Source organism: Bernardetia sp. Wsw4-3y2, from assembly GCF_037126295.1.
Classification (GTDB): domain Bacteria; phylum Bacteroidota; class Bacteroidia; order Cytophagales; family Bernardetiaceae; genus Bernardetia.
Window position 1 is genome coordinate 388,811 of the sequence record NZ_CP147018.1, and the last position, 26,441, is coordinate 415,251.

The window sequence follows — 26,441 nt, forward strand, 5'->3', positions numbered from 1 at the left end:
TTTTTTATTTTTAGTAGTATTATTTTTTATGGCTTTCCAAACTGATAAACCAGCCTATCAAATTTTTGATAAGGAAGGAAAAAAATCTTCTTATAAAGCTATTTTAGAAAAAGCACAAGAAGTTGATATTGTTCTTTTTGGAGAAAGCCATAATAATCCTATTGTTCACTGGCTACAAATTGAATTAACAAAAGATTTATATAAAAATATATCTGAAAGTCAAAGTGAATCAAAAAATAAAAAGAAATCTAAAAATAATTTACTTTTAGGCGCAGAAATGTTTGAAGCTGATAATCAAACTATTTTAGATGAATATCTAAATGACATTATCACAGAAAAAAACTTTGAAGCTGAAGCTAGATTATGGAATAATTATAAAACAGATTATAAGCCTTTGATAGAATTTGCAAAAGAAAATAATCTTGTTTTTGTGGCTACAAATATTCCACGTCGGTATGCATCTTTGGTTTCTAAGAAGGGTTTGGCTAGTTTGGATTCTCTTTCAGAAGATGCAAAACATTTTATAATGCCTTTGCCTGTTGAAGTGGATTTGAAATTACCTGCTTACGCAAATATGCTCAAAATGATGGGAGTTCATTCGACTGATGATGGAAAAGTAAACGAAAGTGTTGCAAATTTTGCCTATGCACAAGCCGTAAAAGATGCAACAATGGCATATCGTATTAATGAATATTATAAAAGAGAAGCTAAAAATGTAGAAAATACAAATTCTGTTTTTCTACATTTTAATGGTTCTTATCATTCTGATAACTACGAAAGTATTGTTTATTATCTCAAAAAATACAATCCAAGTTTGAAAATAATGACCATTACATCAACTGATCAAAAAGATGTAGATTCTTTAGAAAAAAGTGGAGTAGCTGATTTTGCGATTGTTATGCCTCTTTCTATGACTAAGACATATTAGAGTAATTAATTTATAGTAATTTACTTTTTCTTAACGACGGTTAAAAAATAGAGTAATCTGACCGTCGTTGAGACTTTGCCGTCAACGAGGTATTATAAAATCTCTCTACCACTCTTCTTGTCTTCTCCAAGTTGCACCATATTCATTTACTAAAACATTATCAAAATAATCAGCTTTTTCTAAGAGGTTTTTTACCAAATCTACAGCAGTTTGTAGTTTAAGGTATTGTCCAAAAATTGAAAAAGAAAGAATTATATCTTGTCCGTTTACACTAAAACGAAGACCTTTTAAAGAATGATTTTGCTCTAATAGAAAAGAATAGGTGTCGCCAATATTATCTTTTGGAAGGTTACACAAAAAAGCATCGCCAAAAATATATCCACTTTCGGGGTTGTAAGAAAGATGAATTGTGGCACTTCCCTCTACCATTTCCCAACGATTTGCACCAGCACGAGCCAAAATCGCATTTTTGCCCAGTTTTGTAATTAATTCTTCTATCAAATGAGCAATTCCAACAGGCGTAAAAAGTTCTTTTGTAAAATCAATAAGTTTTGAGCCACAAGAAGGACAGTAGGAATTTTGAATTTTAGGAAGCAAAATAACATTTGTACAAGAACCACAACGAACAGCTTTTTCTCTACCAAAATTCTCAAAATCGTTTAAAGTTTCCTCTAAATAGTTGGAAGGCAGTGCAAAACCTAAATCAGTTCCTTCTCTATGAATAAATGTGTTTACACCAATTACTTTACCCAAACTATCTACTAAAGGGCCTCCACTATTTCCAGGGTTGATGGCTGCATCTACTTGAATATAATTTATGCCATTGTGTAAGCGTTTTGCCTTTGAAATTATGCCTTGAGTAGTTGTATATTTAAGACCATAAGGATGTCCGATAGCTACAATTTGTTCGCCATCTCTAAGACTCTCTTGTGAATACTCAATAGTAGGCATATCCAAGTTAGGGGCAATCAAAAAAGCTAAATCCAGACGAGTATCTGTAAAACAAACATCTGCAAGCTGTTTAGGAACATTTTTTCCACTAATAGAAACCTCTGAACAACCTTCTACAACGTGGTAGTTGGTAACAATAATATTATGATTTCTAAGGTAAAAACCTGTTCCAGAGCCTTTTGGTGTAGCAATCTGAATGACTACTTCTTTATAAATTTCAATAGTTTGATACATAAATTAACATAGAGAATTGACAAAAAATGCTTTTTTAGATTAGAAAGTAGTTAAAGATAGATATATATAGATAAGTTACTCAAAAATAACGTTCTTTTTTGTACTTGTTCTATAATTGTTCTATAAATTTGCGTAAAAACATCATTTAAACAAAAAAAATACTTTGCATCCAAAAAATATCCATAATTCATTTTATAATTTTAAAGAACTTATAAAAAGTAATCCAATTTTAAAAGAGTTCGTGTTTATAAATCAGCACAAAATAGAAACAATTGATTTTGCGAATCAAAAGGCAGTTTTAGAATTGAATAAATCACTTTTATCACATCATCACAACGTAAAAAATTGGAATATTCCAGAAGGTTATTTGTGTCCACCCATCCCTAGCAGAGCTGATTATTTGTATTATTTAAATGATTTACTACAAGCAGAAGGAAGTAAAAAAGCTATAAAAGGACTTGATATTGGCGTTGGTGCAAACTGTATTTATCCAATCTTGGCGAGTCAGTTATTTAATTGGAAAATGGTAGGTGTAGATATTGATAAAACAGCCATCCAATCAGCTATAAAAAATGTAGAAACTTCGAAAAAGCTAAAAGAAAATATAGAAATTCGTCACCAAGAATCGAATGCAAATATTTTTAAAGGGATAATTAAAGAGAGTGAATATTTTGATTTTACAATCTGTAATCCTCCTTTTCATGCATCAGAAAAAGATGCTAATTCGGCAGCTTTACGCAAAATTAAAAACTTAAAAGATACTACTGAGTCTGCTCAGAGGACTATTAAACTCAATTTTGGAGGACAATCAAACGAACTTTGGTGTAATGGAGGTGAAGCACTTTTTATAAAACGAATGATAAAACAGAGTGTAGAATTTAAAAAACAAGTAAATTGGTTTACTACATTAGTTTCAAAAAATGGAAATTTGAAAGCTATTTACAAGCAATTAGATAAAGCAAAAGCAAAATACAAAACTATAAACATGGAACAAGGAAATAAAAAAACTAGGTTTGTAGCGTGGCGATTTCCTAATTCAGAAGCCTAATATATTATTTATAAAAAATAAATAGAAATAATTGAATAATATAAAGAATGGTTTGAAACTTTTTTTACGTTTGAACGTATGACTAATTAAAGATAGATTTTAATGTTTTACAGATAAATCCCCTTATAGTATGAAACGTTCAAATAAAAATTATATACTACTCATTGTTTTTGGTGTTTTACTTATGAGTTTTAGCTTTATTTCTCAACATTATACTCATATACCTGATATAGTAGATGGAATGTTGAAAGGAACTTCTATTGGATTATTACTCTTAGGGCTTGGATTTTTATCGAAACAACATATTGAGCAAATTTAATTTTGGATTTTCCTCATTTGTTTTATGTTTATGCAAGTGAGGGTTTTATATAAAAAATAAAATCAAAAATTCTATTACAAAAAGTCCATCTATAAAGCCTGTAAAATACCATTCTGAACGTTTATTCGAACTAAAAAGAATTAGAAAAGCAGTAAGAATATAAACTATTCCAAAATGAAGAAAATAGTTTATATGGAAACTACAAATTAAAATAGCACAGACAATAAGTAAAAAAAGAGCTAAAATTTTGCTCCTTTGAGGACTCAATAAGCTAACTAAAGTATTCAAACCCACTTTTTTATCTCCTTCTTTATCTCTAATATCGAAAGGAATCGTTATTGCCAAAGTAAAAAGTAATCGTTCGAAAAATAAGGCTATTGTTTGAGGAGTTTGGATAATCAAGTCTTCGTGTAACATTGGAAAAATAACAGTAGCACTCGCCCACACATAAGCAATTAAGAATATTTTTAGATAAGGAATATTTCTCCAAGCAGGAATCGATAAGTAGTTTTTTGGAGTAGAATCTTCTGTCTTGTTGTCATTTTTACCATTTATTTCTTCGTCTATAATTTTTTCTGATGGCAGTTCAATATGAATAGGAACAGTATAAAAAATTGAAATTATAGCCAAATGAACCAAAAACCAAAACTGATTGAGTGTTAGAAAAAAAGGAGCAGGAATAAGTAAAATCAAACTTAAAAAGAAAATAATCTTTAGGATATTTCTTTTCTTATAAATAAACTCAAACTTTTCAGAAGCCGTTCCCTTAGTATAAAACACACATAAATTATAAGTAACTAGTGTTCCAAAAAAGAGAATCCAAAGAGGAGCAGATTCGAAAGCAATGCCAGCTGTTTCGAAAAGCAAAAGGTAGGTACTTAACCCCATAAGAGCTGCACCTACCGATATCCAAAAATTTCCAAAAACGAGCCAACGAAAGAAGTTAATAATGTTTTTTTTTAAAACTGAACAGGAATAACAACACGCTGCTCAACGGCTCTTCCATGATATAAAGCTGGTTTCCAGCCTTCTGTATATTCTTCTATCAAACGGATTGCTTCATTATCCAAAGTAGGACTAACACTTGAAAGTACCGAAATATCAGCTAAAGAACCGTCTTCTTGTACAAAAAACTGAACATAAATAGTTCCTGTTTCATGTGTTGGATTATTTTGATTTGTACTAAGATAACGATATAAGTTTTCTGTTCCACCATAGGGAGTTGCAGAGCGTTCAATATAAGTATTTTCTTTTCTTCTATTTTTATTGCAACCTCGTCTTTTAATTATAATTCGTGTTTCTGTATAATTTGGGTCAATCATTTGACAACCAAATGTTTTTTCTTCTTGTGAGTTGATTCCCCAAACTGTCAGACCAATTCCCATAACAATACTTCCAATTAGTAAAGGTTTGTGATACCGATTCAGAAAAGCATAATAATCTTGTAGCCAAAAAGGAGGATGGTCTTCTAGTTTTTGAGTCAGACTCTTACTGTTTTTGAAAACCATATAAGTAATAGAAGCCAGCGTAGTGCCAAGCCAAAAAAGTCCGAATATTGTAAATATAATAAGCATTGCCATAATTATAGAGTGTTTTTTAGATAAAAAGAATGATTTAGTAAACTTGTTATTTATAAAGTAGATGTTGAATTTTATTATTTTCCATAGATTTATTTTATATTTTTTCTAAATCGTTCAATAATTTACAAAATCTTGAGCATTCTTCAAATAATTTGGATTCTAAAAAATCGTAAAAAATATAATAATACAATTACCAAAACTACTTTCCTTCAAAATCGTTAGTAGTTTCTTATTGATTTGTTAAATTTACTTTCAAAAACGATTTTCTCCCAAATAAGTTAAGCTATGAAACAATTTTCTCATTATTTAACAGTATTTTTTAGCATTATATTTTTTGTCTTTAGTATTTCTTCGTGTATTCCTCCTGATGTAAAAGGAACTGCTGACACACAATTTTTTGATTTGAAAGGATTTTTAGACAATCAAATTACTTCCTTAGAAAAATTAGAAGAAAAAGGAATTACAATTACTAAAAAAACAATTCTTCAAGGACAAAAAACTGAACAAACACTCAAAAAAATAGATTGGAAAGACGAATTTGCTTTTTTTTACTCCTCTGATATAAATACTCCACAACTTCGTGATAGATATAAAATGGAGAAAAGTCTTCAAAAATGGATATTCAAAACAGATGAAGAAAACTTAATAGTTAAAGAAATGCAGATTACATTTAATGATAATCATAATGAAGAAGGAGAAATTTCTTTTAAAAATGTAAAAGAAATTTTAATTATTCAAAAAGATAAAAATAATATTTATGAAAACGATAGAATACTTACTATCAAAGCAAAAGAAGGTATTTTAGAAAGTTACTCTATTAAAGGTTCAGAAGATGTCATTTTGAATGAAAAACAAGAATTTTTGGTGGAAGGAATAATAAAATAGAGAAAAAATATCCTTTCTTGCTACAAACTCACGAAAAAAATCGCTAAATCTGTAAATTTTATAGACAAAAGTTATTTTTTTTGGTTATTTGTTTTTACCTTTTCATATAAATCCGTAAATTTTGAGTTAAATAGTTTTTCAAAGCCTTTTATCAAAAGAATATTAAAACTATTTTATCAAATAAATACTCATTTTTTCAACTTGTTTTTTTAAGCAATTTCAAATAAAATTATAGGCAGCATGCTCGAAAAATATATCAAACAATTATTAAACGAGAACGATGAAGTCGTTGTTCCAAAACTCGGTACTTTCGTAGCAGGTTATGCAGGCTCTGAAATTTCTGGTATTCGAGTTGCACCACCTAGCAAAAAAATTCATTTTTATGAAAAACTAAAAAGTGATAAAAATGAACTTTTGCGTAAACGTGTAACTGAAGCTGAAGGAATCAGTATTTTTGATTTTCAATCAGAATTAGAAAAAATGACTACCAGAATAGAAGATGAACTTCGGAATTCAGGTAGTTCGACCATAAATCATCTAGGAACAATAAAGAAAAAGCCTGATGGTTCATTAGAATTTGAGCAAGATGATGAAAATCTTTTGGATGATGCTTTTGGATTGCCATCGCTTGAAAGAAAACCACTTAACAAGCGAGAGGGTAAAGAAGAAAGCACAGAAAATAAAGATGTTGCAGCTACCAATCCGCCTGTTTTTGATAGAGATGCTCAAAAAGAAAAAATTAATGAAGATTCTGATATAACAAAAGATGCAGCTCTTTATGCTACTTTGGGAGATAGGTTTGCTAAAGACCCTGTAGAAGAAGAAGCTCGTCTGAAAAAGGAAAAAGAAGATTTTATAAAATCTACTTCGCATGTAGAAAATCCTCCTGTCAAGAAAGAAACTGTTCCTCCTGTTATTAATGTAGAAGATGATGAGGAAGAAGAAGAAGAGGAAGAAAAAAGCTCGTCTTTGGTTATATGGCTTATAGCTATTCCAATTTTGTTTGCCTTTGCTTTCTTACTTTATATCTATACTGATTCGGGTGCAATGGCAAGTGTAAAAGCTCTTTTGGGACAAAAACCTGCTACTACAATTGTTACAAATGATACTAATACTGATCCTGTAACAGAAGTTGATAATTCAGCTGAGACAGCAGACAATACTACTTCGACAGACGCAACAGACAACACCAATAACACAGATGGTTCAAGTGATAATGTCGCTGATAATACCAATAATGCAACTGATAATACAGCCAATAATGGTAAAGACCCAGCAACTGAATATACAGGAAATTCGGAAACTCAACCAGAAGATATAATTAATGACCCTAAAAATCGTTTCTATATTGTAATTGGTAGTTTTGCTGAAATAGAAAATGCTCGCCGACTTCGCAAAGATTTGCAAGGAAGTGGAGTATCTGATTCTAAAATTGTAATGTATCCAAAACGTGGTATGTATCGTGTAACTGTAGGCGATCAAGCTTCGCAGCGAGAAGCCTATAATCAAAGAAATACATTAGGAAATACATATCCTGATATGTGGGTTCTTAATTATTAAAATCTAAATTATAAAGTCAGAATTGAAAGTATTATTTCAATTCTGACTACTTCTATTTTAATCAAATGGTTCTATAAAAAGCACTCTATAAGTATTTAAAAAGTTATCTTCCTATCCATTAATTAATTTCAACTGTGAATATTCCCCTTATTCTACTTCAAGCTACTATAGAAACTCCTCCTCCTGCAAGCGTAAATTACTTAGAAGTGTTTATGACAGGTGGAATTGTTAGTTATACCCTTATTGCTCTTTCTATTTTATTATTCTACTTTTTCTTAGAAAGAGTATGGACATTTTTTAAGCTCACTAGAGAGAATCCAAAAGATTTGTTAGACCGTATTAAACAACTGCTTATTAGTAGAGGAATGGATAGTGCACAAGAAGCATTACGTAAATCTTCTTCGTCTTATTCTATTATTTTGAGAGAAAGTCTTGAAATAATGACTTATGTAAAATCAGACCAACTCAAAGAACGTATAGATGAAGTAGCTCAACGAGAACTTACCAAACTAGAAAGAAAAGTAGGTTATATTTCCTTGGTGGCAGGTGCTGCGCCAATGGTTGGCTTTTTGGGTACAGTTGTCGGAATGATTCAGGCCTTTTCAGAGCTTGCTAATCAAGATGGTGCCACAAGTGCAAAAGTTTTGGCAGAAGGAATCTATCAAGCAATGGGAACTACAATGGGTGGACTTGTAGTAGGTCTTTTTGCCTATATTATGTATAATTATTTAATAGCAAAAATTCATAAAGTAACGGGTAGGATGAATACACTCATTCATGATTTTATATTGATGTTGCAACAGAGAAGCTAATTTCTTTACGATTAACGATTTTAAAAACCCAAAAACAATCCTAAACGAAAGAATGTCATGCCAAAATCTCAACTTAAATTTGATCCTAGCTTTAATATGTCTTCTATGACAGACATTGTATTTCTGTTATTGATTTTTTTTATGCTGACTTCTAATTTTGTAACGCCTTCAGCAGTAGAAGTAAATGTTCCGACAAGTAATTCAGGTGGTGCAGTAATGCCAAAACTTACAATTACTATTTCAGAAGAAGGAAAATTTTATGTCAATAAACAAGAAGTAGCTATCGAACAAATGAAGGATGAACTCAAATCTATTCTTCCAAATACAGGTGATAAAGAAGTTGTTCTACACGCTGAAAATACTACTCCAATTCAAAAAATTATTCAAGTTATGGATATCGGACACGAATTAGGAATAAAAGTGCAATTAGCTGTTGAAAAAGAATAAATTTTATTCATCAACAAATAAATTTAGAAGTCCGATTTCAAAAATTAGAGTTGAATAACAGTATAATTAAAAACATAATTCGTAATTGAATAAAATGGCAATACCTCCTAATTATATTAACGAAAGTAAACACTTGATGCGTGTTCGTCCAGAACAGTTAGATATACTGTGGAAACAAGGATGGCGACATTTTGGAACGCATTTTTATAGATACAGTTGGGCATTGTATGATGATGTGCTTTGTATGGTTGTTCCTTTGCGTGTGGAGTTAGAAGGATATAAGCATAGCAAACGTTTCAAGAAAATTCTATCCAAAAATAAGCATTTCAGAACTGTCATTGAACCAATTGCACTTACGACAGAGCATCATGTTCTTTTTAATAAACACAAACAGAAATTCTCACATACTATTCCACAAGATATTTATGTTTTTCTGTCTCGCCAACCAGACAAAATTCCTAATCCGACCTATCAGATAAATGTTTATGATACAGAAAAGGAAGGAAAAACAAGTCCAACTGACAAAGGAAGAGGAAAATTAATTGCTTGTAGTTTCTTTGATATTGGAGAGGAAGCTATTTCGTCGGTTTATGGAATGTACGACCCAGATTATTATAGCAATAGCTTAGGAACTTATACGATGTTGATGGAAATAGAATATGCTAAAGAACATCAAAAAAGCTATTATTACCATGGATATAGCTATGATTTGCCTTCTATGTATGATTACAAAAAACATTTTCCTAACATTCAAGCATACGATTGGGAACGCTGGCAAGAACCTAAGAATATATTTACAAATCCACTTCCAAAGCGTTTTTATCATTTAGTAAAACTCTCAGATTGGGATTTAGACCATTATCAAGATACACAGATTCGTCCTCCAGGAGAGTTTATTCATTGTTCGTATGCTGAACAGGTAGCACGTTCTGCCAATAAATATTTTTCAGAGGAAGAATCGGTTTTGGTTTTGCATATTGCGCCTGAGCGTGTTCATTCGCTGATAAAAGATGAGTATGCACCTGATGGATTACTGTTTCCTCATATTTATGGCTATATTCCAAGAATGGCAATTTTTAGAATGAGTGAAATTAGTAAAAATAAAAATGGGGTTTTTGAGTTTGATAAAACGATTGATGATGAATTTTATGAATAGATTTGATTTGGATGACAAATAAAAAAAGAGCCTTATTATTGAAAATAAAGCTCTTTGATATTTAATGTAGAATAACAAAATTACTCTTCTTCTGAGTTATCCTGACGTTTTAATTTATCAAAAGCATTTTCTCTTCCCTCTTGTTTTTTGGCTCTGCTCTCTCTACTTTCTTTGATAATTGCTTCTCTTCGTTCTTCCGATTTTTGTGCTATTTGGTCTTCCAAAGATTCGTAAGCACTAATAATATGACGCACAAGTTTATGACGCACCACATCTTTTCCTGAAAGCTCCACTACTGCAACTCCATCAATATCTCTAAGAATTTTGACAGTCTGTGCAAGTCCAGAAGTAACATTTCTAGGTAAATCTACCTGTGTCATATCCCCTGTAATTATCATCTTTGAATCTAATCCCAAACGAGTAAGAAACATTTTGAGCTGCATTGTTGTCGTATTTTGTGCTTCATCTAGAAGTACAAAGGCATTTGAAAGTGTACGACCACGCATATAAGCAATTGGAGCAATTTCAATAACATTTGTATCCTGATAAAATTTGAGCTTTTCAGGCGCAATCATATCAGCCAAAGCATCATAAATAGGACGCAAGTAAGGGTCAATTTTTTCCTTCATATCCCCAGGTAAAAAGCCTAGACTTTCACCAGCTTCAACGGCAGGACGAGTAATAATTATTTTCTTGACCTGTTTGTTTTTTAAAGCCCGAACAGCCAAAGCCACAGCAATATAGGTTTTTCCTGTTCCTGCTGGACCAAGTGCAAAAACGACATCATTATGTGATGCAGCTTCTACAAGCTCTCTTTGATTGGGTGTTTTTGCTCTAATTGGTGTTCCCTGTATACCATAAACTAAGTTTTCATCTTTTTGGCGTGCTTGTGAAATCATATCAGCATCTTGCTCAATATAACTTCTTACATCTTCAACAGAAACAGAACCATAACGATTATAATGCTCCAAGAGAAGGTTTATAATTTCGTTAATATGCAAAAGTTCGGGGCGATTACCTTGTATGCGAAGTTCGTTTCCACGAGCCACTATCTTACTATTGGGAAAAGAGAGTGATATTTCTTTGATATTTCTGTTTTCTACACCCAAAAAATCGACTAAAGAAATATCTTTTAAAGGTATTATTTTTTCTACCAAATTAAAATAAAATTAGAAGTTAGAAGTATGAATTCAGAAGTAATACTATAAAATTAGAAATTAGCATTCTGAATGAATTGAAATTGTAATAAACTTAGAACTCAAATATAAGGTATTTAGTTCTAAAATTTATACTCTAAAACTTAAATTTATTTTGTCTTTATTCATCATATACTCCTAGTGTCATTGGATCAGTTACAATAACATTGCTAACATTAAGGTTTCTATCAGCAATACTTATTCTGTATCTTAAAACATCTCCTTTCTCAACAGGCGAAAAACTGGTATAAATAACATTAATAGAATATCTAAGGTCGCCTTCCAAAGCTGTTTCTTTATCTAATGTATTCAGAACGGGAAAACGAGAGTTTAGATTAAAATTTTGAGAGGCAAAAGTTACAGGTTCGAATTCTCCATTTTCATTCAAACGCTCTACATCAGCAAAAAAATTATGTCTAAAAAGATTAACACTTCCATCTGGATTTCTTTCAGAAAATGGAGGTAAAGTATCTGACGAACTTAGCCCTAAATCGCCATCACCATCTTGAAAAAACAAAGTAATTATGACAGAATCTGTATTTGCTCTCGCTTTACTCTGTAAGTTCTCTAGGTTTACAAAAGTAATTTGAGGAGTATTAGGGTAATCTGGTTCTGCAAAACAACCTGTCAGACAAAGTAAGCCTATAAATAATACAGAATTAAGAGTTGAGAATTGAGAATTAAAAAATAATTTTTTCATATAATAATTGTCTATATATTTTCTAGCTAAAAAAATGATTCTTTCGCACTCTAATAGAGAATACTATATAGACGACGAAAGAATCAAAACTGATGTTGCATTAAAAATGTTAGATTAATTTCTAATCCATTTCTGTAAAAATTATGCTTTTACTGAATTATCAGCAGCTTTTTTATCTAAAATTTCTTTAAAGAATTTATAGGTTCTTTTAAGTCCTTCTGCACGGTCAATTTTTGGAGTCCAACCTAAGATATTTTTAGCTTTTGTAATATCTGGACAACGCTGTTTTGGGTCGTCTACTGGAAGGTCTTGATAAACTACTTTTTGAGAAGTTCCTGTAAGTTTGATAATCTCTTCTGCAAAATCAGACATAGAAATTTCGCTTGGGTTTCCGATATTCATTGGCAAATGATAATCACTCAAAAGAAGTTGATAAATTCCTTCTACCAAATCATCTACATAACAAAAAGAACGAGTTTGAGAACCATCTCCAAAAATTGTTAAATCTTCTCCTTCAATGGCTTGGCGCATAAAAGTAGGCAAAACACGTCCATCATCCAATCGCATACGAGGACCATACGTATTAAAAATACGAATCATACGAGTTTCTACTGCGTGTGCATTATGATATGCCATTGTGATTGATTCCAAAAAACGTTTTGCTTCATCATAAACACCACGAGGACCAACAGAATTTACATTTCCCCAATATTCTTCTGTTTGAGGGTGTACTTCTGGGTCGCCATAGATTTCTGAAGTAGAAGCCACCAAAATTCTAGCTTTTTTTGCTTTAGCAAGTCCTAATAAATTATGTGTCCCCAATGCACCAACCTTTAAAGTTTGAATAGGCATTTTGAGATAATCAATTGGAGAAGCTGGAGAAGCAAAATGTAAAATATAATCTAAATCATCAGGAACATGTACAAAAGTAGTAATGTCGTGATGATAAAATTTGAAATTAGGAAGCTCAAAAAGGTGTTCTATATTTTTGATATTTCCTGTCAAAAGGTTATCCATTCCGATAACATAATAACCTTCTGCAATAAAACGGTCGCAAAGATGAGAACCCAAGAAACCTGCTGCACCTGCAATAAGTATTTTTTTCATTCGTAAAAGTATAGTCTATTTTTTCGTAAAAGATGAGTATAGACAAATTTAAGGAAAATCTAGGGAAGTTTTTATTTACTTTATATTGATGCTTAACCTTTTTCTTATTTTCTGCATAGATTTTTTCAAATCTACTAAATGTTCTAAAAAACTCAGTCTCTTCTTCTTCGTCCATGTCATCGCAATAACACAAAGAAAATATGTCTAAATAAATTGGTGCTACTATTTCTGTTATAATATCATATTCTTTTTTAGTCATTAATTCTTTGTTTAAAATCTGTACATGTCAGAATTGTTGGTGATAGATAAAAGCTGGCTGAAATCAAACACCAATAACAGAATTTGAATGTTTATTTCTTGAAAAGGATTCTTTTAGGCACATGTAAACACATAGTAGGAAGGTCAAAATATTCTTTATCAAACCATGTTCCTACTGGGTTTCTGACCCATTCAAAATAATCTGCAAGTGCTAAACTTGTTCCTTCATCAGAAACTTCGGATGCAGATTCCATAAAGGTTATTGGTCTGCTTTGGCTTCCATCAGAATTTGGTAATAAACTATACCATGTCCAAAGATACCTTCCTTGTGGATATTGAGGTGTAGGAGGAAAGAGAGCCGAAATTATATTTACAGTTTCATTTGGACATAATACAGGGTTATCAATTATTGTTGCATGGATTGTTCCTTGTACGGCTGGAATACTTGCCCAAGTTGGGGGTTGTTGTCCTAAGCCAATATTTCTACAATTTACTACTACAGGTTCTGGATAACCTCTTGTAAAATAAACATTTTCATTAAAAATATAACCATCTCTTGATAAGGCTGGGGGATTGGTCATATCTGCTGGAGGACGACCATATAGCATGGCAACTTGTGTTCCGAATCCTGCCTCTGGATTATATTGTTGCGACATCATCGTACATTGTGTTCTGTCTCTATGTTCTTGATATTCTTCGTCTGACTTCCATTGGTAGAGAACACAAGTTGGTAAAGGCATACTTTTAGAGTCTACAGGAGTCATTATAGTGGTCATTGAAAAAGAATGATTCCACTCTATCAGTTTATAATTGAACGGATTACCATTATTAAATCCTTGAATAGAAGGGGTATTCCAAATAGAAGTATCTGGATTATTAATAGTTTCAAATTTTGAGAAATAAGTAAATGAGAAGTTCTGAAAAAAGGCAAGTTGTTTTGGGTCACCCGTTGTTGAGGTTGGAGGGGGTGTTCCAAACATCATTCGAAAGGGTAGTTTAGTTTTATTATCAAACCATATCCATGTTGCTGCATTCGAATTTTTTACAGGTTGTTTCCACCAATCTACTTCTTGAGCTTCCATCCAATTCAAATAACTTGTTTTGAAATAAGTAGCATTTTCCTCTAGCCAGTTTCTTGTAGGTAATGTCCATCCTGTATCTTTTAGAGAAGTCCATGTTATTCCTTTGTCTGTAGAGAGAGTAGTTTCTAAAGGAGTAATTTTGTACCACCAAGTACCATATTCTAATCCTGTTACTTGAACAGATAATATCTCATTTTCAATAAATGTAATGGAAGCAATACATAATTGAAAAAAAGGATTTGTAAGTTGGTTTGAATCTGTTGGGGGAGCATAAGGGTGTAAAATTGCTGTGCATGTCCAACTGCTAGGTAATAGGGGTTGATTTGTTTCCTCATTTGAGCTAAATTCTATTGCTTTTAGAACAGGAAATGTTCCGTATGCCACTTTTGTCATTTTTTTAATTTTAAATTGTTATCCTAATAATTAAATAGTTTAAGGCTATTTTTTGGTTAAAGATACTTAAAATTATCCAATTAAATAAAGTGTTTTGATAGTGATTATGATAGGCTTACTTTTTAATTTCCTCTATAAATGAATGTTTGAACAAACTTTTTCCAGCCTTTTGTAAATGATTAAAAGCTGATAAAGTTGAAATTTAAACTATTTAGTAGTTTTTTGTTTTTTTCTGTAATGAAATTATGCAAAATAATTACTCTCAAATCTCATAAACCACCCTAACTTGATACTGCGAAAAATGATGTTTTACTTTATCAAAATCTTTTGCAAAACCTAAAATAAAGCCTCCACCCCCTGCACCACAGAGTTTTAAGTAATAATCATTAGTTTGTAAACCATGTTTCCAAAGTGGACGGTACAAAGATGGAATCATAGGTTGGAAATTTTTGTATTGAAAATGAGATAAATCACTCAAATTTTTAAACATACCTTCCAAATCATTGGCTAAAAAAGTTTCTATACAAGCGTTATTCAAGGGAATAAATTGATTCTGACACGCATCTGCAAAGGCTTTGTTTTTACATTTTTCTAAAAAAAGATTTACTAAAGGCTCAGTTCTGCGTGGTCTGCCTGTATTTAATAAAAAAACTGCTCCTTTAATTGTATCATTTTTATCTTTACTAGCTTCAAAATCTGGAATTTGAGTTACTTCAATATGTTGTTTGCTTTTTATGAGTAAAGGCATATTCAAATAACAAATCAACGGATCAAAACCCGAACTAGAACCGTGAAAATGACTTTCCATTTTAGCAAAAACCTTTTTTAAATTACTAATTTCTTCTGTCGTCGGAACTCCATTTGCAATTGGTAATTTTTTGCGTGCATAACGCTGATACATCGCAGCCGTCAAAGAGCCTGAACTGCCCACACCAAAACCTTGTGGAATGGTAGATTCAAAGAAAAGACCTTGTTCTAAATCAAAATCTAAGGACGTAAAATCAAAGGCAATCGGAAAATCGTCTTCTTTCACGAGTTCTTTGAGATAATCAGCAAAAGTTCGAAGTTCATTATTAGATTGTATAATCTTAGAAGAAACTTGAGTAACATTTTTAAATATTAATCTTCCTTGAAATAAATCGTAAGGAAGAGCAAGTCCCATCGCTTCGTGAATGATGCCGTACTCGCCAAAAAGGAGTATTTTTGAGTTAAAAAAAGGAGATTTCACTATAAATTTAGAATTTGGATTTCAGAATTTAGAATTAAATACAATTCTATTATTCGTGTATAATTTTTTTATGATTTTGTAAGATGAGATAAATAAAAACAAAACTATATTTGAAATTAACTGGTAACTATTTACTGATTACTGGTAACTGATCAATAAGGTATTTTCCTTCAAAACAAAAAGGTTTTAATTCATTTTCAATAAAAGTCAAACATTCTTTTTCAAACTTTTTAGGATACAAAACGTGTACATTTGCACCTGCATCAAGCGTAAAACAGATAGGAATATTTTTTTCTTGACGGTATTTCTGAATTTTTTTGATAATCGTTAGTGTTCCTGTTTCCATCAAAATAAAAGGAGGAGAACTACACATCATGAGAGCATGAAGTACAAAAGCCTCATTTTCTACAACTTCAATAAATGTTTCTGTATCGCCTTTTTCTAAAGCAAGAATGAGTTTTTTTAGATTTGAATGTGCTAAGTTATAGCGAGTTTGTGCAAAAGGATTGTCTTCCATAAGTGCATGACCTGCACGACTAGAAACACTTTTTTCTTCTGCTGAAACAATTAGAATTGTATCTTGATAATTTTGAAAAATAGCATGAATTGGTAGAGAATACGGACTAGCAAACAAATCAGATGTGTTTTTTATGGTTTCTGTTTGTCCCCACGTAGTAATAGGAATGTTTGAATAAACCGAACGAGCAGCACTTCCAGAACCCAAACGAGCCAAATAAGAGGCTTTTTGATAAAACTCTTCTTCGTTTTGAAGTGTATTTAAGAGGTTTTTTTCCAAATCACACAAACACAAGGCTAAAGCTGCCATACTAGAAGCTGATGAGGCAATTCCTGCCGAATGAGGAAACGAATTTTGAGAGTAAATTTTGAGATGAACAAAACCTAAAAAGGGTTGAGTAGGCAAAAGACTTTCTAAAAACTTACGTATTTTTTGTTCAAATTTTCCATTTTTTTCGTTTTCAAACCAGAACTCTAAAGAAATTTCTGATTTTGATTCCCCTTCTTTTTTGGTTGCAAATTCTAATCTTGTTTCTGTAAAAGCATTGGTAAGTGTAAAACTTAAGGAAGGATTGTTGGGAAGTTGTACGCCATGTTTGCCCCAATATTTTATAAGAGCAATATTTGAAGGACTTTTATGAGTGATTGTTCCTTTTTTTTCTTCTTTTGATAGAAGAGAAGTTTCCTTAAAAAAATCGTTGTCTGTTACAGAAAAATTCATGAATAGAAAGTTAAGTGTTGTTGGTGTCGCTTTGCTAAAACACCAACAACGGCGAAGTAAGCGAAAATCCATAAATCAAAAGCACAAAGTTACTTATCAAAATGGATAAATACTTTTTTTTGAGAAATGTTTTGAGGAAATTTCTATTTATAGCCCTCTGCTTGCAAATTAAATAGTTCAGCATATTTCCCATCTTTTTCTAAAAGTTCGGTATGTGAACCAATTTCTAAAAGTCCTCCATTTTGTAAGACCAAAATTCTGTCAGCCATTCTTACTGTAGAAAAACGATGTGAAATCAGAACTGCTGTTTTTCCTTCAATCAGTTCTGCAAAACGCTCAAAAACTTCGTGTTCTGCTCGGGCATCTAATGCTGCTGTTGGTTCATCCAAAATATAGAGTTGTGCATCTCGCATATAAGCACGTCCTAAAGCTACTTTTTGCCACTCTCCACCTGAAAGCGAGACACCACCATTAAACTTTCTACCTAACATTTGCTCATACTTTTCAGGTAGCTTTTCTACTACATCATTTGCTAGACTTTTTGTGGCAGCTTCAGTAATTAATGTTTTGTTTTCTCGTTCTTCAATATTTCCAACAGCAATATTTTCAGAGGCACTTAATTCAAATTTGACAAAATCTTGAAAAATGACACCTATCAAATTTCGTAATTGTGTGGGATTATATTCTCTCAAATCGTGTCCATCTAACAAGATTCTTCCTTCTGTTGGGTCGTAAAGTCGTGCTAAAAGTTTTACAAGTGTTGTTTTTCCTGCACCATTTTCTCCTACCAACGCTAATTTTTCGCCTTTGTGAAGCGTAAAAGAAAGATTTTTGATGGCATAACGTTCTTGATTTTGATATTTAAAACCCACATTTTCAAATACAAATCCTTCTTTGATAGGATTTGGAACTTGTCTTTGTGTTTCTGTAACAGGAATTAAAGGTTCTAATTCTAAAAATTCAAATAAATCTTTGAGATAAAGTGCACTTTGAGCAATACTAGAAAAACGTCCCATTATTTGTTGCAACATAAAACGAAGTCTTTCAAATGAGCCAGCCAAGAAAGTCAAATCTCCTAAAGAAATAACTTTTGTAATTGTTTCGATAATGATGAGAACATAAGCTACGTAATAAGAAGCTGTACCAATAAGTGAAAACAAACTTCCCCAAAAAGCTCTTTTTTGAGTTAATGATTTGTTTTCAGTGTAATAATTATCTGAAAGAAATTTGAAACGATTTGCCAAAAAATCAGATAAGCCAAACACTTTGAGTTCTTTGGCAGAAAAATCACTTGCCCCAATATAACGCAGATAATCTAATTCTCTTCGCTCAGGAGTCCAGCTTAAAGATAATGAGTAAGCACGTTCGTTGAAATGTGTTTCTCCCAAAAAAGCAGGAACTAAAGCCAAAATTAGAATCAAAATAAGCCAGCCATTGAAAGCTACTAAGCCAATAGCTAATGAAACAAGTGTAATAATATCTTGTCCTTGAGATAAAACTTGTGACATCAGAATTACACGTCCCGAAGTCTGCTGCCTTGCTCGTTCTAGTTTATCGTAGAAGGTCGCATCTTCAAACTGCTCTAAATCTAGTTTTGAAGCATGTCTAATAAGCTGAACAGAAGTGTAGTTTGCTACCAAATCACCTAAAAGATTATCAGTAAGCGTAATTATTCTACTCAATATCTCAGAAAAAATAGTAAGCCCTAATTCTATTCCAACCAAAATCCAAAGGTATTTTGTATTTTCAGAAATAAGCTCAAAAGCAGTATCAGAATTAATGAGTCGTACAATTTCATCAACAATCAATTTGCCAACATAGAGTGTAACAAGTGGAATAATTGCCTTGAAAACTCTAAGAATTAGGGTTGTGAAGGCAAAACGTGGACTTGTCTTCCAAATGAGTTTGAAAAAGCGAGGTAAGTAATTGAGTGCCTTTGCTTGGTCTTTTATGGTCAGTTTTTCTGCTTCTTCTTTGCGTTTTCGGTTTCCGTCACCTTTTGCCATTTTTATCTTTTCTATTTAATTTGAAGTTTTTATTTGATTCTAGTATGTATTGCTATTCAATTACAAAGTTAAGGTAAAATAGTTTTCATACCTGTTTCTCAATCTTTATTTAAGAGAGAAAATTTGTAAACTTGAATTTTTTACAGACTTTTTATCAAAATATACTATATTTGTCTTTTGTATCCTTATTCAATTATTTTTTATTTCATAATTTACTGACCCTTTCTGAATGAGTAATATTGTTATTAAAGCTACCGATATAAGCAAACAGTACCGTTTGGGGCTTGTAGGAAGTGGAACGCTTAGAGATGATGCAGCTCGTTTTTGGGCAAAGATAAGAGGAAAAGAAGACCCTACCCTGAAGATAGGACAAACCAATGACCGTACACAAAAATCTAATTCAGATTATGTGTGGGCATTGAAAGATATTAATTTTGAAGTACAGCAAGGCGAAATACTTGGTATTATTGGAAAGAATGGTGCAGGAAAATCAACACTCCTCAAAATTTTATCAAAAATAACTGCTCCCACAACTGGAAGTATCAAAATAAAAGGTAGAATTGCTAGTCTTTTAGAAGTAGGTACAGGTTTTCATGGAGAACTTACAGGTAGAGAAAATATTTATCTCAATGGTGCTGTCTTAGGCATGTCAAGAAGAGAAGTAACTCGTAAATTAGATGAAATCGTGGATTTTGCAGGTGTAGAAAAATATATGGACACTCCTGTAAAACGTTATTCTTCTGGTATGACAGTCCGTTTGGGTTTTGCTGTGGCTGCTCACTTAGACCCCGATATTTTGGTAGTAGATGAAGTGTTGGCTGTTGGAGATGCAGAGTTTCAGAAAAAGGCGATTGGAAAGATGCAAGATGTTTCTAATCAAGAAGGTAGAACTATCCTTTTTGTTAGTCATAATATGAATTCTGTTAAATCTCTTTGTAATAGGGGCTTACTTCTTGAACATGGCAGTATTTCTTTTGATGGAAATATTGATAAAGCTGTTGCAAGATACTTAGGGGGGGATACTACAAAGTTAAATTATAAAAAGTTAGATGATACTTGGGCTTTAGAAGGCTTTACTTTAAAGTCTGTTGCTGTCAAAAATAGAAAGAAGACAATAGATGAGCCTGTCGCACAAGATGATGATATTGAAGTGATATTTGATTATGAGTTTTATGAAGCAAATAATGAACGTTTTGATATAACTCTTCACTTTAAAGGAGAAGATGGCACATACCTCTTTGTTGTAAGTACTGGCAGTGCTTTTGAAAATGGATTAAAGCTTGGTAAAGAAAAGTTGAAAATGTATATCCCATCAGATTTTTTCAATGAAGGAGAGTTTACTATAGATGTTTTTTTAGTAAAAGGAAAAAGGGTAGCTGTAAAATATGAAAAGGATGTTATTAAATTATTAGTTATTCCTAGAAAGAGAGATATAGGCGTTTACTCTGGTAAGGAAGTCGGTTTTATCCAACCTCAATTTGAATGGTCATATTAAAAAACTAAAATGATAAACGTAACAAAAACATACCTACCTCCTTTAGAGGAATACCAAAACTATTTAAAAAAAATATGGGATTCTGCTTGGCTGACTAATCGTGGCGAATTGGTAAAGGAATTAGAACAAAAACTAACTTCTTTTCTTGGAGTTCCTAATTTGTTATTTGTCAATAATGGTACGATTGCTTTACAAATTGCTATAAAAGCACTAGATTTGAAAGGCGAAATTATTACTACACCTTTTAGTTATGTGGCTACTACCTCTAGTATTGTTTGGGAAGGTTGTGAGCCTATTTTTGTAGATATTGAAAAAAATACGCTTTGTATAGATGCTGATTTAATTGAAAATGCAATTACAGAAAAAACAACTGGTATTTTGGCTACTCACGTCTATGGAATTCCTTGTGATGTAGAGAAAATAGAAAAAATAGCCCAAAAGCACAACTTAAAAGTCATTTATGACGCAGCACATTGTTTTGGGGTAAAGTATAAAGGTCAGTCATTATTAAACTATGGAGATATTTCAACTCTTAGTTTTCATGCTACCAAACTTTTCCATACAGGTGAGGGAGGTGGAATTGTAGCCAATAATAAAGAAGTTTTTGACAAATTATTTTATATGCACAATTTTGGTCATAATGGACCAGAAGATTTTTTTGGTGTGGGAATAAATGGTAAAAGTTCAGAACTTCATGCAGCTATGGGATTGAGTATTTTGCCTTATATTCAGCAAATTGTTGCAAAACGAAAAGAAATTAGCTTGCTTTATGATGAATTATTATTGAAAAATACTTCTTTAAGATGCCCAAAACTTCCAAAACAAATAGAGTATAATTATCCTTATTACCCAATTCTATTTGACTCAGAAGAAAAGCTGTTAGATGTACAGAAAAGACTCAATGATAATAATATATTTCCTAGAAGATATTTCTATCCTTCTTTAAATACGTTAAAATACACGAAGTCTTTTTCTTGCCCTGTATCAGAAAATATTTCAACTCGTGTCTTGTGTCTGCCTTTGTATTATGATTTGGATTTATCTGATGTAGAAAAAATTGGAAAACTAATTATCTTATGAAACTAGCCATTATGCAACCCTATATATTTCCATATATAGGATATTTTCAACTTATAAATGCAGTAGATAAATTTGTGATTTATGATGATGTAAATTATATAAATAAAGGATGGATAAATAGAAATAAAATATTGGCAAATAATAATGAAACTCTATTTACAATACCTTTGCAGAAGGCAAGCCAAAATAAAAAGATTAGAGAAATAGAGATAAATTATACACAAAAAGGAATAAATAAATTTATTAAAACAATACAAAACTCGTATTCAAAAGCTCCTAATTATTCAAAAGTAAGTATGTTTATAGAAGATATATTACTATACAAAACGTACAAAAATATTTCTGAGCTAAATACATATTCTATCAAACAAATTTGTAATTATCTAAATATTACTACGCCAATTATAGATTCTTCTAGTATTTATGAAAATGAAGAACTAAAAGCACAATATCGAATTTTAGATATTTGTAAAAAAGAAAAAGCGACTGTATATATTAATCCAATTGGAGGAAAAGAAATATATGATAAGCCCTTGTTTGAAAAGCAAAATATTGACTTGTTTTTTATAAAATCTGAACCTATTATTTATTCTCAGTATAAAGAAAATTTTGTTCCTTTTCTGTCTATTATCGATATAATGATGTTTAATTCAAAAGAAACAATTCAACATTTTTTATCTAAATATCAACTTTTATGAGTAAAAAAGAGAGTTATCTGAAAATTATAAACCATTATGAAAACTGTTATCAACAATATGGAGATACTAGTAAGGGGATGGATTGGCCTAATTTAGAAGATGCCATACTCAGATATAAAATAATGTTGGAAGTTATTAGGGATAAAAATGCCCAAAATACACTACTTGACTTTGGGTGTGGAACAGGACATTTATATCAATATATACTTGACAATGATATGAAAAACATTGTTTATAGTGGACTTGATATTTCATCAAAATTTGTTGAAGTTGCTTCTGAAAAATACCCTCAAAACTTATTTTATAATTCAGATATTTTAAAGGAAGGGGAAAAAATACCTAATTTTGATTATATTGTTTGTAATGGTGTTTTTACAGAAAAAAGAGAGTTATCATTTGAAGACATGTGGGAGTATTGTCAAAATATGCTCATAGCTTTGTTTGAAAAAGTTGAAAAAGGAATAGCATTCAATGTAATGTCTAAAGCTGTAGATTGGGAAAGATGGGATTTGTTCCATTTACCTATAGATTTATTAGTTGATTTTATGACTAAGAAGTTGTCAAGAAATTTTATTATCCGAAATGACTATGGTTTGTATGAATACACAGTATATTTGTACAAGTAATACTTTAAGAAAATTAGTTTATGAAAAAAGTTATTATCTTTGGCATACAGGATTTTGCAGAGTTAGCACACTATTATCTAACAAATGATAGTGAATATGAAGTCGTCGCTTTTTGTGTAAATGAAGAGTATATGCCTAATGAAAAGAGTTTTAAAGGATTGCCTATTGTCTCCTTCGAAAATTTAGAGGAACATTATTCTCCAAGTCAGTTTAGCTTATTTGCACCTATGGCTCCCAAAAAGATGAATACTATCAGAGAAAAAGTGTATTTAGAGGGAAAAGAAAAAGGTTATTCTTACATAAGTTACATAAGTTCTAAAGCAACAATTTTTAATTCAAAAATTGGAGACAATTGTTTTATTTTAGAAAATAATACCATTCAACCTTTTACAAATATTGGCAATAATGTTATTATGTGGAGTGGTAATCATATTGGTCATCATGGGAAAATTGAAGATAATGTGATGTTTACTTCTCATGTAGTTCTTTCAGGACATTGTGTTGTAGAAAAGAATTGTTTTTTTGGGGTAAATGCAACTATAAGAGATGGACTGACTTTAGCCAAAGGAAGTTTGATTGCCATGGCAGCTTCTGTTACAAAAAATACAGAGGAATGGAGCATATACGTAGGAAATCCTGCAAAAAAACTAGACAATAAAAATAGTTTAGATTTGAATATATGAAATGGACAAAACAAGGACTGATTTATTTACCTAATCAATTTCATGACTGGAATCAAAGCCATGCACAATGTCCTGTTGTATATCCTGTCAATGATTCTGTATGGCGTATTTATTATGCTACAAGAAATAAAAATGGACAGAGTCAAATTAGTTACATAGAAGTAGAAGCTAACAAGCCTAAAAATATTATTTATGAACACGATACTTATCTCTTTGATTTTGGTAAAATAGGTACATTTGATGATAGTGGTTTAATGCCTTCTTCTATAGTAAAACAGAAAGATACAGTTTATTTATATTATATTGGTTGGACATTAAAAAAAACAGTACCTTATCACAATTCTGTGGGAATAGCTATCAGTAAAGATAACGGTAAAAGTTTTGAGCGTTTATATGAAGGCTCTATATTACCTCCTATACATACAGAACCTTATTTTACAGGAACTTCTCATGTTCTTATTGAAGATAATGTATGGAAAATGTGGTATCTGTCTTGCACTAAATGGGAAATTATTAATGATAAACCTGAACCTTTTTATCATATTAAATATGCAGAGTCTTTAGATGGAATTCATTGGAAAAGAGAAGGAGTAGTAGCCATAGATTTCAAAGATCAAACAGAAGGAGGAATAGTAAGTGCTTCTGTTTTGAAGGAAAATAACATTTATAAGATGTGGTATGGATATAGAAGTGCCAAAGATTATAGGACTACAACTGAAAATACATATCGCATAGGTTATGCAGAATCCAATGAAGGCAAATCATGGAAACGACTTGATGAAGATGTAGGAATAGAACTTTCAGAACAAGGATGGGATTCACAAATGATTTCTTATCCCAATGTCATCCAAAGCCAAGGTCAAAAATATATGTTTTATAATGGTAATGGTTTTGGTAAAAGTGGCTTCGGATATGCAACCCTATAAAAAAAATAAAATGCTTTCTTTATTAAAGAATAATCAATACATTCAATCTATATTGATTGGTCTTTCATACGTGTTTTTTGTTGTTTTATTTTTAGGCAATGAAACAATACAAGTAGGACTGTTCATAGGATTTATAATTATTTTCTTGTCACATTTTATACTTATTAGCAGGAAATCTATTAATAAGTATTTAACAATTACTGTATATGCAGAAGTATTTCCTTTAGCTCGTGTACTTTATGCCATTCTTTGTTTGTATACAGGAATACAACATATTACTTTAATTTCTTCAGGTTTAGAACCTGTCAATTTTCCTCGTTTAGGCTTAGAAACACCTAGTATTTTAGCTTATTTGACAAGTGGAATCTATATTTTAGCACTAATAATGCTTCTTATAGGTAGGTATATTCAACTAGCATGGATAGTAATATTTATTACTGGGATTTTTGTTATTCCTTTTTCATTAGAGATTTTTATTAAGAATATTATTAATTTTTATGCTATATTTATACCTGTTTCTTTATGGAAAGGTGAATATGATGAGAAGCAAAAACAAGGAAGTGCTGCTGTATTATTAATGGGACTCTCATTTGCTTTTTTAGTTACAGGTGCTGGTGTATATAAATTGTTAGACCCAGTTTGGCAACAAGGCTTAGGATTATATTATACTATGAATATTCCATTTTTTCCAAAAGAACATCTATGGTTTATTTTGGATTATGAGTGGCTTATGAGATTTCTAAATTATTTAACTATAGTTGTAGAAACGCTTGCATTACCGTTGTTTTTATTCAGAAAAACAAGGGTTTTAGGTGTGCTTATGATAGTTTTTTTAGCATTTTTCCTAGCTTATCCTATGGCTGGAATTGGTGTAGTAGGAGGGCCTATACTTATTGCTATTTGTCCTATATTTTTTGCTATTTGTCCAGTTTTACATCCTTATTTAAATAAAAGTAAACGATTTTTAGATAAATTAAACACTTTATTAGATTCTCCTAAATCGCATTCTTTTGATTTTCTAAATAAAGAATATGTTTATCTATTTTTGTTTTGGTGGTCTGTATCAGGAATGTTTTATTATACATTAAAAAATTTACCTAAGTTTACCACTAATCCTCCAGCTTATAGAACATTTGTTAATGTTAACACAGAACCTTTAAGAGAAAGAATTCCGACAGCAATATATTGGAGGCTAAAAATAATAGAAAAAGGGTTAAAATACACACGACCAAATATTTATGCAGAGTTTATTTGGTTACTAGAACTATTTGATTACAATCATCTATTTGGTAGAATAATTTTTAAAATAGAATATTTTGATAAAAACAATAAAAAATATGAACCTGTTACATTTTTTGATGATAATGGTGCTGTATCTAGTGATTATCCATTGATGGCAAATGAAAAGTATATTCTCAGTGCATTCAGAATGATGTGGATTAAACAGAATTGTGGTTTGAATTCTTACTTTGAAGAAGATTTTTTAAGAAATTTCTTACCTCTTATTAAATATTGTAACAATGAAATAGAACAAGATATAGATATCACAAAAGCTATAATAAGAATAAAACCTATTCATCAACCTTACAAATATCAAGGCAACTATAAACCATGGGAAAATGAAGAATGGAAACCCTTTTTTGAAATAGATTATCGAAGTAAAAAGCGTACATACCATATAGAAAGTTTAGGTAAATACGATTTTAGCAAATTAGAAGTAGATGCTTTTTTAGAAAAAGAATTGCTACCCTGCAAGGGAAGAGAATGGGATTACTCAGAACCAAATACTAAAATAAAATAAAGACT

At 31.2% G+C, this 26,441-nt stretch carries 25 protein-coding genes; 15 read left to right on the plus strand and 10 right to left on the minus strand.

What is annotated here, in order from left to right:
* Positions 1-28 precede the first annotated feature (28 nt).
* Positions 29-928, plus strand: a complete 900-nt coding sequence (locus V9L05_RS23075; RefSeq protein WP_338815483.1) for a ChaN family lipoprotein — start codon at positions 29-31, stop codon at positions 926-928.
* Positions 929-1,033: 105 nt separating this feature from the next.
* Here the strand turns inward: V9L05_RS23075 and V9L05_RS23080 are convergent, their stop codons facing one another.
* A complete protein-coding gene (locus tag V9L05_RS23080; RefSeq protein ID WP_338791029.1) occupies positions 1,034-2,113 on the minus strand; it encodes a trypsin-like peptidase domain-containing protein in 1,080 nt (359 codons plus the stop codon).
* Positions 2,114-2,276: 163 nt separating this feature from the next.
* On the opposite strand from V9L05_RS23080, the gene rlmF reads away from it, so the two are divergent.
* Together rlmF and V9L05_RS23090 are read left to right on the plus strand one after the other, a co-directional pair.
* Complete coding sequence (rlmF, locus tag V9L05_RS23085) at positions 2,277-3,161, plus strand: 23S rRNA (adenine(1618)-N(6))-methyltransferase RlmF (protein WP_338815484.1); 885 nt, start codon at positions 2,277-2,279, stop codon at positions 3,159-3,161.
* A gap of 130 nt (positions 3,162-3,291) precedes the next feature.
* Positions 3,292-3,480 (plus strand): hypothetical protein, encoded by a 189-nt coding sequence (locus V9L05_RS23090; protein ID WP_338791031.1) that lies wholly within the window; start codon positions 3,292-3,294, stop codon positions 3,478-3,480.
* Positions 3,481-3,525: 45 nt separating this feature from the next.
* On the opposite strand, the gene V9L05_RS23095 is transcribed toward V9L05_RS23090, so the two are convergent.
* Positions 3,526-4,347: a UbiA family prenyltransferase gene (locus tag V9L05_RS23095; RefSeq protein WP_338815485.1), complete on the minus strand. Its 822-nt coding sequence runs from the start codon at positions 4,345-4,347 to the stop codon at positions 3,526-3,528.
* 92 nt (positions 4,348-4,439) lie between these two features.
* Positions 4,440-5,060, minus strand: a complete 621-nt coding sequence (locus V9L05_RS23100) for an energy transducer TonB (RefSeq protein ID WP_338815486.1) — start codon at positions 5,058-5,060, stop codon at positions 4,440-4,442.
* A gap of 285 nt (positions 5,061-5,345) precedes the next feature.
* Here V9L05_RS23100 and V9L05_RS23105 point away from each other — a divergent pair, with 285 nt between their 5' ends.
* The 5 genes from V9L05_RS23105 (at position 5,346) to V9L05_RS23125 (ending at position 9,920) form a co-directional block, all read left to right on the plus strand.
* The gene (locus V9L05_RS23105; protein ID WP_338815487.1) at positions 5,346-5,945 is read left to right on the plus strand and encodes a hypothetical protein; all 600 of its coding nucleotides are present in this window, start codon (positions 5,346-5,348) and stop codon (positions 5,943-5,945) included.
* Positions 5,946-6,185: 240 nt separating this feature from the next.
* A complete protein-coding gene (locus tag V9L05_RS23110; protein WP_338815488.1) occupies positions 6,186-7,505 on the plus strand; it encodes an SPOR domain-containing protein in 1,320 nt (439 codons plus the stop codon).
* A gap of 134 nt (positions 7,506-7,639) precedes the next feature.
* The gene (locus V9L05_RS23115) at positions 7,640-8,317 is read left to right on the plus strand and encodes a MotA/TolQ/ExbB proton channel family protein (protein ID WP_338791036.1); all 678 of its coding nucleotides are present in this window, start codon (positions 7,640-7,642) and stop codon (positions 8,315-8,317) included.
* Positions 8,318-8,374: 57 nt separating this feature from the next.
* The gene (locus tag V9L05_RS23120; RefSeq protein ID WP_338791037.1) at positions 8,375-8,764 is read left to right on the plus strand and encodes a biopolymer transporter ExbD; all 390 of its coding nucleotides are present in this window, start codon (positions 8,375-8,377) and stop codon (positions 8,762-8,764) included.
* Between the two features lie 94 nt (positions 8,765-8,858).
* Complete coding sequence (locus V9L05_RS23125; protein WP_338791038.1) at positions 8,859-9,920, plus strand: DUF952 domain-containing protein; 1,062 nt, start codon at positions 8,859-8,861, stop codon at positions 9,918-9,920.
* A gap of 80 nt (positions 9,921-10,000) precedes the next feature.
* On the opposite strand, the gene V9L05_RS23130 is transcribed toward V9L05_RS23125, so the two are convergent.
* The 7 genes from V9L05_RS23130 to V9L05_RS23160 all read right to left on the minus strand — a co-directional run bounded on the left by V9L05_RS23130 (position 10,001) and on the right by V9L05_RS23160 (position 19,127).
* The gene (locus V9L05_RS23130) at positions 10,001-11,077 is read right to left on the minus strand and encodes a PhoH family protein (protein WP_338791039.1); all 1,077 of its coding nucleotides are present in this window, start codon (positions 11,075-11,077) and stop codon (positions 10,001-10,003) included.
* Positions 11,078-11,237: 160 nt separating this feature from the next.
* The gene (locus tag V9L05_RS23135) at positions 11,238-11,816 is read right to left on the minus strand and encodes a hypothetical protein (protein WP_338791040.1); all 579 of its coding nucleotides are present in this window, start codon (positions 11,814-11,816) and stop codon (positions 11,238-11,240) included.
* 141 nt (positions 11,817-11,957) lie between these two features.
* Complete coding sequence (locus tag V9L05_RS23140) at positions 11,958-12,923, minus strand: UDP-glucuronic acid decarboxylase family protein (protein WP_338791041.1); 966 nt, start codon at positions 12,921-12,923, stop codon at positions 11,958-11,960.
* Positions 12,924-13,273: 350 nt separating this feature from the next.
* Positions 13,274-14,656: a hypothetical protein gene (locus tag V9L05_RS23145; RefSeq protein ID WP_338815489.1), complete on the minus strand. Its 1,383-nt coding sequence runs from the start codon at positions 14,654-14,656 to the stop codon at positions 13,274-13,276.
* Positions 14,657-14,918: 262 nt separating this feature from the next.
* The gene (locus V9L05_RS23150) at positions 14,919-15,884 is read right to left on the minus strand and encodes a mevalonate kinase (protein ID WP_338815490.1); all 966 of its coding nucleotides are present in this window, start codon (positions 15,882-15,884) and stop codon (positions 14,919-14,921) included.
* Positions 15,885-16,011: 127 nt separating this feature from the next.
* A complete protein-coding gene (locus V9L05_RS23155) occupies positions 16,012-17,121 on the minus strand; it encodes a diphosphomevalonate decarboxylase (RefSeq protein WP_338815491.1) in 1,110 nt (369 codons plus the stop codon).
* A gap of 143 nt (positions 17,122-17,264) precedes the next feature.
* Positions 17,265-19,127 (minus strand): ABC transporter ATP-binding protein, encoded by a 1,863-nt coding sequence (locus V9L05_RS23160; protein ID WP_338791045.1) that lies wholly within the window; start codon positions 19,125-19,127, stop codon positions 17,265-17,267.
* A 229-nt stretch (positions 19,128-19,356) separates the two neighbouring features.
* Between V9L05_RS23160 and V9L05_RS23165 the strand changes: the two genes are divergently transcribed.
* From V9L05_RS23165 to V9L05_RS23195, 7 genes are read left to right on the plus strand one after another with little or no spacing between them, the layout of a single operon-like run.
* Entirely contained in the window at positions 19,357-20,622 is a 1,266-nt protein-coding gene (locus V9L05_RS23165; protein WP_338815493.1) for an ABC transporter ATP-binding protein, read from the plus strand.
* 9 nt (positions 20,623-20,631) lie between these two features.
* The gene (locus tag V9L05_RS23170; RefSeq protein ID WP_338815494.1) at positions 20,632-21,702 is read left to right on the plus strand and encodes a DegT/DnrJ/EryC1/StrS family aminotransferase; all 1,071 of its coding nucleotides are present in this window, start codon (positions 20,632-20,634) and stop codon (positions 21,700-21,702) included.
* Positions 21,699-22,400 carry a WbqC family protein gene (locus V9L05_RS23175; protein ID WP_338815495.1) on the plus strand — a complete coding sequence of 234 codons (702 nt, stop codon included), beginning with the start codon at positions 21,699-21,701 and terminating at the stop codon, positions 22,398-22,400. The genes V9L05_RS23170 and V9L05_RS23175 overlap by 4 nt, the downstream gene beginning before the upstream one ends.
* The gene (locus V9L05_RS23180; protein WP_338815496.1) at positions 22,397-23,026 is read left to right on the plus strand and encodes a class I SAM-dependent methyltransferase; all 630 of its coding nucleotides are present in this window, start codon (positions 22,397-22,399) and stop codon (positions 23,024-23,026) included. The genes V9L05_RS23175 and V9L05_RS23180 overlap by 4 nt, the downstream gene beginning before the upstream one ends.
* 20 nt (positions 23,027-23,046) lie before the next feature.
* Entirely contained in the window at positions 23,047-23,709 is a 663-nt protein-coding gene (locus tag V9L05_RS23185; protein ID WP_338815497.1) for an acetyltransferase, read from the plus strand.
* Positions 23,706-24,635 carry a hypothetical protein gene (locus V9L05_RS23190; RefSeq protein WP_338815498.1) on the plus strand — a complete coding sequence of 310 codons (930 nt, stop codon included), beginning with the start codon at positions 23,706-23,708 and terminating at the stop codon, positions 24,633-24,635. Before V9L05_RS23185 ends, V9L05_RS23190 begins: the two co-directional genes overlap by 4 nt.
* Positions 24,550-26,436 carry a hypothetical protein gene (locus V9L05_RS23195; RefSeq protein ID WP_338815499.1) on the plus strand — a complete coding sequence of 629 codons (1,887 nt, stop codon included), beginning with the start codon at positions 24,550-24,552 and terminating at the stop codon, positions 26,434-26,436. Before V9L05_RS23190 ends, V9L05_RS23195 begins: the two co-directional genes overlap by 86 nt.
* Positions 26,437-26,441: the final 5 nt, after the last annotated feature.

Excerpts from the sequence above, each read along its gene's own strand:
- V9L05_RS23075 (WP_338815483.1), top strand. The coding sequence starts at position 29 with ATGGCTTTCCAAACTGATAAACCAGCCTATCAAATTTTTGATAAGGAA.
- V9L05_RS23080 (WP_338791029.1), bottom strand. The coding sequence starts at position 2,113 with ATGTATCAAACTATTGAAATTTATAAAGAAGTAGTCATTCAGATTGCT.
- V9L05_RS23090 (WP_338791031.1), top strand. The coding sequence starts at position 3,292 with ATGAAACGTTCAAATAAAAATTATATACTACTCATTGTTTTTGGTGTT.
- V9L05_RS23100 (WP_338815486.1), bottom strand. The coding sequence starts at position 5,060 with ATGGCAATGCTTATTATATTTACAATATTCGGACTTTTTTGGCTTGGC.
- V9L05_RS23105 (WP_338815487.1), top strand. The coding sequence starts at position 5,346 with ATGAAACAATTTTCTCATTATTTAACAGTATTTTTTAGCATTATATTT.
- V9L05_RS23110 (WP_338815488.1), top strand. The coding sequence starts at position 6,186 with ATGCTCGAAAAATATATCAAACAATTATTAAACGAGAACGATGAAGTC.
- V9L05_RS23120 (WP_338791037.1), top strand. The coding sequence starts at position 8,375 with ATGCCAAAATCTCAACTTAAATTTGATCCTAGCTTTAATATGTCTTCT.
- V9L05_RS23125 (WP_338791038.1), top strand. The coding sequence starts at position 8,859 with ATGGCAATACCTCCTAATTATATTAACGAAAGTAAACACTTGATGCGT.
- V9L05_RS23135 (WP_338791040.1), bottom strand. The coding sequence starts at position 11,816 with ATGAAAAAATTATTTTTTAATTCTCAATTCTCAACTCTTAATTCTGTA.
- V9L05_RS23140 (WP_338791041.1), bottom strand. The coding sequence starts at position 12,923 with ATGAAAAAAATACTTATTGCAGGTGCAGCAGGTTTCTTGGGTTCTCAT.
- V9L05_RS23145 (WP_338815489.1), bottom strand. The coding sequence starts at position 14,656 with ATGACAAAAGTGGCATACGGAACATTTCCTGTTCTAAAAGCAATAGAA.
- V9L05_RS23155 (WP_338815491.1), bottom strand. The coding sequence starts at position 17,121 with ATGAATTTTTCTGTAACAGACAACGATTTTTTTAAGGAAACTTCTCTT.
- V9L05_RS23160 (WP_338791045.1), bottom strand. The coding sequence starts at position 19,127 with ATGGCAAAAGGTGACGGAAACCGAAAACGCAAAGAAGAAGCAGAAAAA.
- V9L05_RS23165 (WP_338815493.1), top strand. The coding sequence starts at position 19,357 with ATGAGTAATATTGTTATTAAAGCTACCGATATAAGCAAACAGTACCGT.
- V9L05_RS23170 (WP_338815494.1), top strand. The coding sequence starts at position 20,632 with ATGATAAACGTAACAAAAACATACCTACCTCCTTTAGAGGAATACCAA.
- V9L05_RS23175 (WP_338815495.1), top strand. The coding sequence starts at position 21,699 with ATGAAACTAGCCATTATGCAACCCTATATATTTCCATATATAGGATAT.
- V9L05_RS23180 (WP_338815496.1), top strand. The coding sequence starts at position 22,397 with ATGAGTAAAAAAGAGAGTTATCTGAAAATTATAAACCATTATGAAAAC.
- V9L05_RS23185 (WP_338815497.1), top strand. The coding sequence starts at position 23,047 with ATGAAAAAAGTTATTATCTTTGGCATACAGGATTTTGCAGAGTTAGCA.
- V9L05_RS23190 (WP_338815498.1), top strand. The coding sequence starts at position 23,706 with ATGAAATGGACAAAACAAGGACTGATTTATTTACCTAATCAATTTCAT.
- V9L05_RS23195 (WP_338815499.1), top strand. The coding sequence starts at position 24,550 with ATGTCATCCAAAGCCAAGGTCAAAAATATATGTTTTATAATGGTAATG.